The 12,930-nt window shown below is 35.2% G+C and carries 9 protein-coding genes; 4 read left to right on the forward strand and 5 right to left on the reverse strand.

Features of this window, described 5'->3' with window-relative positions:
• Position 1: 1 nt before the first annotated feature.
• The 3 genes from ACFRAE_RS09105 to ACFRAE_RS09115 form a co-directional block, all read right to left on the reverse strand.
• Entirely contained in the window at positions 2–3,103 is a 3,102-nt protein-coding gene (locus tag ACFRAE_RS09105) for a SusC/RagA family TonB-linked outer membrane protein (RefSeq protein WP_422796833.1), read from the reverse strand.
• 56 nt (positions 3,104–3,159) lie between these two features.
• The gene (locus tag ACFRAE_RS09110) at positions 3,160–4,104 is read right to left on the reverse strand and encodes a FecR family protein (protein WP_422796834.1); all 945 of its coding nucleotides are present in this window, start codon (positions 4,102–4,104) and stop codon (positions 3,160–3,162) included.
• Between the two features lie 226 nt (positions 4,105–4,330).
• A complete protein-coding gene (locus tag ACFRAE_RS09115) occupies positions 4,331–4,843 on the reverse strand; it encodes an RNA polymerase sigma factor (protein WP_422796835.1) in 513 nt (170 codons plus the stop codon).
• Positions 4,844–5,229: 386 nt separating this feature from the next.
• On the opposite strand from ACFRAE_RS09115, the gene ACFRAE_RS09120 reads away from it, so the two are divergent.
• The 4 genes from ACFRAE_RS09120 (at position 5,230) to ACFRAE_RS09135 (ending at position 11,965) form a co-directional block, all read left to right on the forward strand.
• Positions 5,230–6,393, forward strand: a complete 1,164-nt coding sequence (locus ACFRAE_RS09120) for an efflux RND transporter periplasmic adaptor subunit (protein ID WP_422796836.1) — start codon at positions 5,230–5,232, stop codon at positions 6,391–6,393.
• Positions 6,394–6,489: 96 nt separating this feature from the next.
• A complete protein-coding gene (locus ACFRAE_RS09125) occupies positions 6,490–9,645 on the forward strand; it encodes an efflux RND transporter permease subunit (protein WP_422796837.1) in 3,156 nt (1,051 codons plus the stop codon).
• A gap of 23 nt (positions 9,646–9,668) precedes the next feature.
• On the forward strand, positions 9,669–11,117 hold the full coding sequence (locus tag ACFRAE_RS09130; protein WP_422796838.1) for an efflux transporter outer membrane subunit: 1,449 nt from the start codon (positions 9,669–9,671) through the stop codon (positions 11,115–11,117).
• 119 nt (positions 11,118–11,236) lie between these two features.
• Positions 11,237–11,965, forward strand: a complete 729-nt coding sequence (locus ACFRAE_RS09135) for a sulfite exporter TauE/SafE family protein (RefSeq protein ID WP_422796839.1) — start codon at positions 11,237–11,239, stop codon at positions 11,963–11,965.
• 1 nt (position 11,966) lies between these two features.
• On the opposite strand, the gene ACFRAE_RS09140 is transcribed toward ACFRAE_RS09135, so the two are convergent.
• Together ACFRAE_RS09140 and ACFRAE_RS09145 are read right to left on the reverse strand one after the other, a co-directional pair.
• Entirely contained in the window at positions 11,967–12,338 is a 372-nt protein-coding gene (locus ACFRAE_RS09140) for a hypothetical protein (RefSeq protein WP_422796840.1), read from the reverse strand.
• A gap of 223 nt (positions 12,339–12,561) precedes the next feature.
• A complete protein-coding gene (locus tag ACFRAE_RS09145; RefSeq protein ID WP_422796841.1) occupies positions 12,562–12,891 on the reverse strand; it encodes a GNAT family N-acetyltransferase in 330 nt (109 codons plus the stop codon).
• Positions 12,892–12,930 lie beyond the last annotated feature (39 nt).

A 12,930-nucleotide genomic window follows, 5' to 3' on the forward strand; every position in this document is an offset into this window, starting at 1 on the left:
ATTATAGGGTTAAATTCAATCCAAAACTGAAAGATCTCGCTTGGGGATATATCCCTCGGTCAATTCCAAATAGTGCCCCTCCGATTTCAGGATCAAATCCATTATATGGGGTAAGTGTAAATAAGTTATTGGCACTTAAATAGAAGCGTATATGTTCAATTTTATATTTTCTTGCTTGTTCTTTTTGAAAGTTGTAGCCTATTTGAAGAGTCTTGACTCTTAAAAAAGATCCATTATGAAGGTAGAATGAGCTAGGATTTGTGAAGTTTCCATTTAAATCTATATCTGATAAGCGTGGATAACTATTTGTAGAACCTTCACCCGTCCATCGTTCTAAAGCTGAAGTCAAATAATTTGCACTTGGCACATCGAGTCTTCTTAATTGTTGGAAGATTTTATTTCCGGAAACCCCTTGTGCAAATACCTTTAAATCGAAGTTTTTAACCATAACATCAGCATGGAATCCGAACATCCAAGAAGGGGTTGGGTTGCCTAAGTAAGTCCGATCATCCGCATCTATTTTCCCGTCGGCATTGAGGTCAGCCCATTTGAAATCACCTGGAACGGCATTTGGTTGCAATAATTCACCTTGAGAATTAAGGTAAGAATTGACCTCTTGTTGATTTTGAAAAATACCATGTTGTTCAAATCCGTAAAAGAAATTGACCGGTTGATTAACCATTTTACGACTAATTTCATAAGATGCAGCCTGAAATCCAGCATTTGATAAAAATTCGTTGACTCCTAAATTGGTCACTTTGTTTTGAATATAGCTGGTATTTGCGGACAGGTTCAGTTGAAAAGCATTGAATTTTTTCTGATATGAAAGTTCTAATTCCAGACCTTTATTTATCATGGAAGCAATATTTCCATAGGGAGTAGCCGTTGCTCCTACATAGGCCGGGAGGTTAATTGCTAATAGCATATCGTCTGTTTTCTTAGTGAAATAATCTAAGCTAATATTGAAATTTTGAAATATGAGGGCATCTATACCTAGGTTGGTTTGTTGAATTTTCTCCCATTTCAGGTCTTGATTTGCAGGTGCTTGGGGAGCATTGCCTAATTCAATTTGATCGCCTACCACGTACATCCCAGCTGAACCTACAGTAGAAACAAAAAGAAATGGGGCTATATTTTCATTTCCATTGACACCGTAACCAACGCGTAGTTTCAAATTATTGATGATTTCATTTTTTTTCCAAAATGCTTCTTGGTGAATATTCCATCCTAAAGAAAAGGCAGGAAAGGTAGCATAGAGGTTATTTCGACCAAAATGACTAGAGCCATCGCGTCTTAAAACTCCGGTAAACAGGTATTTACCGGCGAAATCATATGTTGCTCTAGCGAAATACGAAGCCATGGTGTAAGGTTGCGCATCCCATCCCGTAGCCACTGTATTTTCGGCAATAATTGGAAAGTTTAAACTAGCATCTTCAAATTTATCAGCTGGGATATTACGAAAATCACCGTTTAGGCCAAATTGTGCGGAACGATCAATGGCTTCAGACCCCAGTAGGAAAGCCAAGTTGTGCGCTCCAAAGCTTTTTGAAAATGTTGCTGTATTGGTCCAAATCCAGGTTAGCGACTTATTTATGTCCCGATTAAAACTGGTATTGGATTTATTGTAGAATGTTTCATTCATGTAAAACTTAGGAAAAAAACTTTCTGTGCCCCAAAAAGCATAATCGAACCCTAACATTGACTTAATTTTTAAATCTTTGATAGGTTCAATTTCCAGGAATACAGACCCAGCAAACTTATCCCCCCAATAAAAATTGCCTTTTCTGGTTTCAGCAAAGGCCAGAGGGTTAGCCATTTCTTTTACATAAGGTGAAATGCCGAATGGAATTCCATTCGTATTTCGAACAAGGAATTGCTGGTTAGAGAAGTAGGGTTCTTGCATTAACCAATCATCATTACTGACAAATACTGGGCTAATTGGGTCTAGGTTAAGTGCAGAAATAAGTGGAGTGCCTCCAAGATAATTATTTGCTGAAACTTCACCTTGATTTTTGGTTTTTGCGTAAGCGATATTTTCTCCAAATTTAATCCATTTGTTAATTTGGTGATTTGAATTTATTCGGGTATTAAATCGTTGATAATTGGATATTTCAGATAATACTATTCCAAATTGTTGATGATGTCCTGCTGAAAAATAGAAGTCTGATTTTTCATTTCCACCTATTAAATTTATTTCAGTATTATGAATTGGCGCAGATTTGTTGAATATTTCATTCTGCCAATTTGTTTCTTGTTTAAATGCCTTTGGGTTTGGGAATAAGAGATCTTTATCTGGATTTGCTGCTAAATAGGATTCATTTCGTAATATGGCATATTGTTCAGGATTTAAAACATTTACTTGACGTTCAGGACTTTGAAGTCCATAGTAGCCAGTGAAATTAATTTGGGTTTTTCCAGCTTTTCCTTTTTTTGTGGTAATAATAATCACACCGGCGCCAGCTTTTGTACCATATATTGCTGCAGATGCACCATCTTTAAGAACTTCAATGGAGTAAATGTCTGAAGGATTAAGGTAATCAATTCCGCCATCGATTGGAATCCCATCTACAATATACAATGGATTTCCACCGTTAATTGAGGTAATACCTCGGATATTGACGTTAGATGGACTCCCTGGGATTCCTGAGCTCGCTGTAATTAATACCCCAGACACCCTGCCTTTCAATGCGTCCTCTAATCGCATTACAGGCATGTCTTTTAGATTATGGGCATTGATTGAAGATATCGCTCCTGTAATAGTTCTTCTAGTTTGTGTACCATATCCTATTACAACGATATCATCGATTCGGTTAGATTTTTGAACTAATCGTATTAATAGCGAATTGTATTCACTACTTAATACTTGATAATTTTGAATAGAATCACTTTCGTATCCAATATGATCAAAATATAGGGTATATCTCTCGTTTAATAAGATATCTCTTAAGGTAAAGATACCTTGGTCATCAGCTAATACATTGTTGATCTTTCCTGATTTATTCAACTTGGTTCTGATAGTTGCACCACCTAAACTGATGCCTGATTCGGATAATATTTTTCCTTGAATGTGGATGCTTTGTTGCGCAGCGACAGGTATAGCCATTCCACATAGAAATAAAAGGTATATTCCTAAGCGTAAACATTTAATGTATATAGTATTTAATTGTCTAATTTTAAAGGTTTATTTTTGACTTTTATAAAATATTGATTTTGCTGTATACTATAACTAAGACCTGAAATTTCACAGATAGCCCTGACAATTGTATCCAGTGAGTCTTCATAATAAATTTTACCCGTGATTGTAGATTGATTTAGAGCTGCATCTACGATGTTAAATTTTACTGAATAATGGTTTTCTAAATGGATAAATAAATCACGTAGTTTAATTTTATTAAAAATGATTTCTTTGTTGGTCCAAACCAGTTCATTTTTCAACTCTTCTTTGCTAATTTCATTTGTTGTTTTGTAAGATTTAACTATTGCATTTTCTTTGATATGAATAGCCGAATTGGATAAATCTAGGGTGCAAACTTGGCTTGGATAGAGTTGAAAATTGTTCAATTTAAAATGTTCATGACTTGAGTTTAAGGTAACAACTCCCTTGATCAAATAAACAATAACTTGATTTTTAGACTGGTTGTTTTCTACTGAAAATTCTGTACCTGTGGCTGTCGTAAGTATGTGGTTTGCAATGACAGTAAAAGGATAATTCATATTGGATTTTACTTGAAATAGACTTGTACCTTTAAGTTGATAAAGGATTCTATTTTTTTTAAAATTTAAGCTATCGTATGAAATTTCTGTGTTTGGTTTTAATTGGATAAAAGAACTATCAGGTAATACGTAGTTTTTGTCTTTTAAATTCAAGTTAACGACATGTACCATGCCCTTTCGTTCAAGATTCGTTTTAAATGATTTTGGTTGATTGATATGAAAAATGGACCAACATCCTATGGTAATTGCTATAACGACGCTAGCAACCAACAAGAATCTTTTAAAGGTTTTAATTTTATTTTGGTGATTAAGAATGTTGTTGAGAATTTCAATTCTATAATAAGGGAGCGTGTTTATAAAGTCTAATTCGGAAATTTCTTCATAATCCATATATTGGTCAAATTCTTCAATGACGTTTTTGAAATAATGAGAAAGATAGTTCGCCTCTTCAGGATCTGAGAGGTTATTTATGAAACGGTGAATCTGATCATTTTTTATTGTATTGAGCGTCATAATATAGCAGAGCCTAATTCTTTACATAATCATATTCGTTTTAGATTAATAAATTACCTACTCGCTGTAAAAAAAAATAATTAATTAAATAAGAGATTACTAACTAATGTTTGTAGAAATGGTAGATAATACTGATTACAGATAGTATTTTTCTTAATTGAATTAATGCTTTGTATATATGCGCATCCACTGTTTTGACAGAGATGTCTAACTGTTCAGCTATTTCTTTATGAGAGTAACCTTGAATGTATGCTAGCTTAAAAACTTTTTTTCTCATCGGGGGGAGTGATTGCATTGCATTATTTAAATGGTCCTGCAAACTGTGGTCAACTTCATCGATTGCTTTTGGTAAATTTTGTTTTATTTCAGCTAATAGTTTTCGTTGATTTGCTTCTTTTCGTAACCAATCTATAAAAACCAGGTTGGCTTTACGGTATATCTGTATATTTTCAGGTAATTCCTTATTAAAGGATTCTTTGTATTTCCATAAATTGAAAAAAGTTAGCTGGGTAAGGTCATGTGCAGTTTCAGTCGAACCAATTTTTTTATATAGTGTATTTAAAATACGGTCATAATATTGATTAAATAAACGTATAAATTGTTCTTCGTCTAACATTACTGATTGTTTGATTGGTGATTTAATATATTTAGTAAAATGAAATGTTTTAGCTAATTTAATATATTAATAATAAAATAATTGTCTTTTAATATATTAATTGATAACAATCTGTTTTTTTCAATACTAATTAACCTATTCCTTAAATTATATTTTAGTATGGTTTGGATATCAGATTCAGAATTTAAATTGAATGAATTTTTTAAAATATTTTTTCCATGACAAATACATAGTTTGGAAAGTATTCGTTTATAGTCAATTAGAAAAAAAAATAGTTTTTAACATTAAATTAATATGTTAACATATGTTAAACGAAGCAATAATTGATAAAATATACGTTTATATAAGTAGTGTAATAAAAATATTACGAAAAGTACAGTTAGCATATGATTACAAAAAAACAGCAGAAAATTTTTATAAGATCCATTTTATTTATTAGTTCAGTAGCCATACTTTCTAGTTGTTCGGAATCAAAATCCAAAGAGAAGGAAAATCAAAACAAATTATTAGCGCTTCCAGTTTATCAAGTCAATAAATCTGACGCAGTCACGGTAAAGGATTATTTAGGAACTATTGAGGGTAAAATCAATGTTGAAGTTCGTCCACAGGTAGAAGGTTTATTGGAAGAGATATATGTGGATGAAGGTTCATTTGTGCGTAAGGGACAATCCTTATTTAAAATTGATCCTTCTTTTTACCAAGAGGATTTAAATAATACCTTAGCGAATGCAAATGTGGCTAAGGCAAAATTGAAAAATGCCCAATTAGAGGTTGATCGATTAAAACCATTAGTAGACAATGAAGTAATTTCTTCGGTTCGATTAGCCTCCGCAGAATCAGAGTATGAAGTTGCGAAGGCGGGTTTGGATCAGGCGAATGCGGAAGTTCGATCGGCAAAATTAAGTAAAGATTTTACGGTAATAAAAGCACCTGTGAATGGATATATAGGTCGTATACCGAAACGGATAGGTAATTTGGTAGCAAAAGGAGATAAGGAACCGCTTACCTTTTTATCGGATATCCAAGAAGTATATGTCTACTTTGCAATGAATGAATCGGACTTTTTATATTTTTCTAAAGCGCAAGCAAGAAAAGACAGTGTAGAAGGTCGAGCTTTCGATAAATTGAAAAAACTTACATTTCCCAAAGTAACGCTAGTGCTTGCGGATGGGGAGGAATACCCGTTGAAAGGAGATGTAGATGCTGTAAACGGACAAGTAGATCGTATGACAGGGGCTATATCCTTGCGGGCTACTTTTGCAAATCCCGATAATATACTTCGTTCAGGAAGTTCGGGAACATTAAAAATTTCGGAAGTTAAAGATCAAGTGATGCAAATCCCACAAATTGCTACCAGTCAATTACAAGATAAAACTTTTGTCTTTGTTGTGGATAAGCAAAACCAGGCCCAACGACGAAACGTGACAATCGCTGGAAAAAGTAAATCCAATTATATTATTTCTGAGGGTCTTGAAGAAGGGGATCAAGTTATTTTGAGCGGATTTGATAAATTAACAGATGGAACAATCATTCAGCCTATACTGCAATAAAAATTCTACGTATCCAAAATTTTAATCAGATAACATGTCCTTGAAACCTTAGTTAATCTCTTTGGTTTAGCAAGGCTATGGATAATCCAATAATTTATGTTAAAAACCTTTGTAAAACGTCCTGTTTTAGCGACGGTCATCTCTATTATTTTAGTTATTCTCGGGCTGCTAGGGATGAAATTGCTACCCGTAACTCGGTTTCCAGAAATTGCTCCACCAAGTGTGGTGGTATCCCTTAGTTATCCGGGAGCAACAGCAGAAACCGTGGCGTCCTCCGTAATACTGCCCATAGAAGAAGCCATAAATGGTGTGGAGGATATGACCTATATTAAATCCAGTGCTTCCAATTCAGGTTCTGGATCGGTAACCGTGTTTTTTAAAACAGGGACTAATCCTGATATCGCTTCTGTAAATGTGCAAACGCGTATTTCCAAAGCGCTAAATTCTATTCCTCCCGAAGTGAATGAAGCCGGCGTAACCACGATGCCAAGACAAAGTGGTGTTATCATGACCATCAATTTATATAGCGATCATCCCGATAGTTTATACGATGAAACTTTTTTACAAGCATTTGCTCAAATCAATTTATTGAGGCCCTTATTGCGGGTAGATGGCGTAGCTCAAGTATCGCGATTAGGGGCTAGGGATTATGCAATGAGGGTATGGTTAAATCCAGAAAAATTAGCCCTCTATCACTTGGTTCCAAAAGATGTTTCTGATGCCATCAAAGATCAAAATTTTGAGATAGCACCCGGAAAATTCGGCGAAACATCGGAAGAAGCTTTTGAAACGGTAATTCGGCATAAAGGCCGCTTTAGTCAGCCTGAAGAATTTCAACAAGTCGTAATAAAAACCAATAAAGATGGCTCTGTACTTTATTTAAAAGATGTAGCTCGGGTAGAGTTTGGTGCCACAAATTTGAATTCTGATAATAAAGTAGATGGGTTTCCTGGCTTAACATTGAATTTAACACAAACCAGTGGATCAAACGCCCATGATATTGATGTAGAGGTGCGAAAAGTTTTGGAAGAGCAGGCTAAAACCTTTCCCAAGGGTATTCACTATGAAATTACTTACTCCGTTCGGGATCAGATTGATGAATCCATCAATCAAGTGAAACATACCTTACTAGAAGCCTTTGTATTGGTTTTTCTGATTGTATTTATTTTCTTGCAAGATTTTAGATCAACACTTATTCCAGCCATTGCGATACCTGTATCCTTAATAGGCACATTTTTCTTTTTACAATTGTTCGGTTTTTCCTTGAATGTACTGACCATGTTTGCTTTGGTTTTAGCAATTGGTATTGTAGTAGATGATGCGATAGTAGTGGTGGAAGCAATTCACAGTAAAATGCATCAAACAGGTCAGAAAGCAAGGACGGCCACCTTATCTGCGATGTCCGAAATTACAGGAGCCATTTTATCCATCACCTTAGTCATGGCAGCTGTTTTTTTACCAGTGGGCTTTATGGAAGGACCTGCAGGAATATTTTACAGGCAGTTTGCATATACTTTAGCTACAGCCATATTGATATCCGCATTAAATGCTTTAACCCTAAGTCCGGCGCTCTGTGCTTTATTGCTAAAATTTCCTGATGAAGCCGAAGAAGCTAAAAAGAAAAGATCTAAGTTTAAGCAATATCAATCACGTTTCTTTAAGGCATTCAATCATTCATTCGATCAATTTAGCAGGAAATATATGGTACTTGCGCGTTATTTTATTGATCGCAAAATAATGGGTTGGGGATTACTAGTTGTCGTGACTGGATTGGGAATTTTTATGATGATGAAAACTCCAAAATCATTTATTCCAACAGAAGACGATGGTTTTATTACTTATAATTTAGCCATGCCTGCGGGCGCTTCTTTAGCTCGAACGACGGAAACGTTGCATAAGGCAGATAGTATTTTAAAAAGGAGGGCAGATATCCTAGGGATGACTACAGTATCTGGATATAATGCATTGGATGCCAGTTCGAGTCCTGCTTTTGCTGCTGGCTACATAAATTTAATGCCCCATGCAGAACGTAAACACATAACAAAAATCAATGATTTTATGGACAGCATCCGAAAGGATTTGTCAGTTTTACATGAAGCTAAGTTTACGGTTTTTTCCAGACCTACAGTGCAAGGATTTGGAGATTTTGACGGATTAGAATTGGTTTTGCAAGATCGTCTCGGCGGGGATATACGTGATTTCAATAAAATTGCCGATACCATCATTCAAGAGTTAAATGAATTGCCTGAAATTGCATCAGCCTACAGTAGTTTTAAATCGAATTTTCCGCAATATGCTGTTGATATTGATGTGGTCAAAGCAAAAACCTTGGGCGTGAGTATTAATAGTTTAATGGCTACTATACGTTCTTATTTTGCGCGAGTCCAAGCTAGTGATTTTAATAGGTTTGGTCGGCAATACCGTGTTTATGTACAGTCTGATTTCGATTATCGAAAAGATCCCGAATCTTTTAATTCCATTTTTGTTCGTAATGCAGGCGGGGATATGGTGCCTATAAATACCATTTTAACCTTAGAAAAAGTAGTTGGTCCTGAAACTATTACACGGTACAATTTGTACAATGCGATTAACGTGAATGCCACAGCTGCGGATGGTTACAGTACGGGAGATGCATTGAAGGCCATTGAAAGGTATGCAGAAGAACACCTACCCGCAAACTTGGGGTATGAATGGACGGGCATGAGTCTGGAAGAAAGTCAATCTGGTACACAAATGGTTTTCATCTTTATGCTAAGCATCCTTTTTGTTTACTTCCTTTTGGCAGCACAATATGAAAGTTATATCATTCCACTGGCCGTGTTACTATCAATACCGGTTGGTTTGTTGGGGGTCTTTACTTGTGTGAATCTCGTAGGGCTTCAAAATAATATTTATGTTCAAGTTGGTTTGATTATGTTAATAGGATTATTGGCGAAAAATGCAATTCTAATTGTTGAATTCGCGGTGCAAGAACGAGCCAAGGGATTAAGTATTATTGAATCAGCATTGCAAGCCGCAAAATTAAGATTGAGACCCATTTTAATGACCAGTTTGGCTTTTGTCGCTGGGCTTATCCCCTTGATGTGGACGGTTGGTCCATCGGCTATCGGGAATCACTCCATTAGTTTTAGTGCAGCAGGAGGGATGTTATTTGGCGTTTCCATCGGTATTTTTATTATTCCCATGCTTTTCGTTGTATTTAAAACCTGGGATGAGGCCGTTCGTAAAAAGTTTAAATCTGAGGAGGAATAATGGTAAAGAAAAATTTTGTAAAAATGCTTAGGATTTTGGCGATTTTATGGTTTGGTATGGTTCTGATTCAATCTTGTCGAATTGGGCAAAAGTATGTTCGTCCAGAGGTATCCATTCCCGACCATTTTCGAGGTGACAGTTTATTGAATTTTGGAGATACTTCCAGCATCAGCCATTTATCTTGGGAGATGTTTTTTCAGGATCAACATTTGAAAGTTTTAATAGACGCAGCCTTAGCACATAATTATGATATGAAAATGGCGCTTTTAAATATTGACATTGCTAGTAAACAACTGTCGCAGAATTCATACAATTATCTTCCAGATGTAGACGCAACCTTGGGTACAGTGAATAAGCAGTGGCGCTCAAAAGAATTTGGTTCATCAGCCTCCTCAAAATGGTACGAAAAGCAGGGTGAAAAAGCTCCTGAAAATATGTACACGTATTTGTCGCAGTTTGGTTCTGATGTCGCCTTTAGTTGGGAAATAGATATCTGGGGAAAAATTAGACAAACTAAAGATCTTCTCAATGCAGATTGGCTCAATGAACATGAGCAAAAACATGCTATTCAAACTAAACTAATTGCCGAGGTTGCCAAAGGTTATTTCAATTTATTTATGTTAGATGCAAAAATTGAAGTTGCAAAAAGAAATGTAGAATTGAATGACAGTACCAAGCACATGTTGAATTTGCAATTTCAAGCCGGAGAAATTACGGCATTGGCCATACAGCAAACGGAATCTCAGCGACTAATTGCGGCATCGTTGGTGCCAGAATTGGAGAAAGAAATCACGATCCAAGAGAATGCCTTAAGCTTATTAACTGGTCAGCTGCCCAATCAAATACAGCGAGGGACAAATTATGAGCAACTATTTGCGGAAATTAAGGAGATTTCATTAGGGAGTCCACTCGAGATTGTTCGTAATAGACCAGATATCAGAAAATCTGAATTGGAATTGGTTGCAGCGAATGCCGAAGTTAATATTCAACAAATAATGCGGTACCCAAATTTATCCTTAGGTGGGGAATTTGGCCTGAATGCCATGCTTCCTAAAAATTGGTTTACTATTCCGGGATCTTTGTTAGGAGGATTTGGGGCGAATTTAACTGCACCGATTTTTAAGAGAAAATCTTTAAAAACGAAATGGGAAATATCCAAATTGGAAAGGGATAAAGCGGAGCTTGTTTTTCAACAAACAGTTTTGGAAGCAGTACACGAAATATCTAATGTGATTATTACAAACGGCAAGCAGCGTGAGCAATTGGAATTTGCTCAATTGCGGGTTGAAAATGCGCAAAAAGCGGTTAAGAATGCAAATTTATTATTTAAAGGTGGTTATGCCACGTATTTAGAAGTGATCACTGCGCAAAGCAATGCCTTAAATAGTGATTTGGCTTTAGTAGAATTGAAACAAGAACGTCTTGTTTCCTATGTAGATTTATACCGTTCCTTAGGGGGAGGATGGCGATAGTTGTCCTGGATTAATACTTGATTATTTCTTAGAATCATTTATATTTGAAGCTTTATTAGCCTTCACCATCAGTTAGCAAACGCTATTTTTGGTATTTATGAATTCTGGGGAATCTCCAAATGGAAAAGTATGTTGTTTTCTTAGTGCTTGCTTTGATTACCGAGGTCATTGGTACTGTATCGGGATTCGGATCATCGATCTTATTTGTGCCGACTGCATCCTTGTTTTTTAGTTTTAAAACGGTTCTAGGTATAACAGCAGTTTTTCATGTATTTAGTAACTTGTCTAAAATCGCACTATTCCGAAATGGCATTAACAAAGGAATAGCCATAAAGTTGGGAATTCCAGCGGTCATTTTTGTGAGTTTAGGCGCATTATTAACGAATTATATTCCATTGGAAGAAATGGAATTAGGAATGAATATACTGATCTTTTGTTTGGCAATATTCCTCCTTTTTCGATTTAATAAACCATTGGCACAGAGTAATCGAAATTTATACGTAGGAGGGATACTTTCTGGATTTTTCGCTGGCCTTGTTGGTACTGGAGGTGCAATTCGAGGGATTACTTTGGCTGCATTTAACTTACCTAAAGATGTATTTATTGCGACATCTTCATTAATTGATTTAGGCGTTGATTTAAGTCGAGCAATTATTTACGTAAGCCAAGGCTATTTTCCTAAAGAATTTATTGGATTAATCCCTTTTTTAATTCTTATTAGTTTATTTGGTAGTTATTTAGGGAAGCTTATTTTACTTAAAACGTCTGAAAAAGTTTTTAAATACCTTGTTTTGGCTGTAATTTTAGCGACTTCAATTGTTCAGTTTATCAATTATTTTCAAAAATAGATTATCTGAAATGAGGTCGACTGGTTAAAGGTGAAAATGCCCAAGGTATGGAAGATAAGATGATGAGGTAGATCCAACACAGTTTTTTAAATAGATAATTAAAATGTAGCACACCGATCTTAGTCTTAGATTTGCTGCCCAAAATATTCATCCAAATAATTCCTAAACTCATCATAGAGATATGCTCTAGTCCAAAAAAACGCAACTCTCGATTTTTTAGGTGGGTTCCTACATCTCCCCAAAAAGCCATCGATAATGGACTATTAAAAAATAATAACCAACCTAATAAAAACTGAATATTGAATATGCCAATAAAGCCCTGCAAGATTTGGTAATCTTGTTTATTAAAAACTTTATTTCTTCGATATTGCATCCATACCCAGATGAATTGTAAGATTAACGCAAACAATACTATCCATCGATAGTAGGAATGAATGATAAGTAAGTGGGAATACAATGATTAATAAAATTAAATTAATTAGTATTTAGCAGGCAAATTTAGGGAATTTAAAAATAGCATTCGAAGTTAATCGCTATAAGAAACGATTAGGTTAGAAATCATTACATCCAATTGTTTGCTAAATACTAATTGCATTTTAAGCCTGCTCCATTAACTCTTTGTATTTTGGAAAAGAGGGCGAGACATATTTTTTCCATTGCGGATTTTTAAGAATAAATGCATAAACATAGGGGCAATAAGGGGCAATAAGTTTACCTGAATCGCGTATGTTCATCAATGTTTTCTCTACCAACGCAGCCGTTGCTCCTGTTCCTGCTAGTTCTTCTGCAGCTTCGGTATGGATTAACGCAATGGTAGTAGATGTTTCTTTGTAATCAATAAATGCTAATGAATTGTTGAATTGGATTTCGAAACGTTTATTTTCTTCGTTTTTTATCAAGGGAACATTTAAAAATTGATCTCTCATATCAGTATAATTTTTCGATGATTAATAGAAGTGCTTATT

This window comes from Sphingobacterium sp. HJSM2_6 (genome assembly GCF_049316305.1).
Lineage (GTDB): Bacteria > Bacteroidota > Bacteroidia > Sphingobacteriales > Sphingobacteriaceae > Sphingobacterium.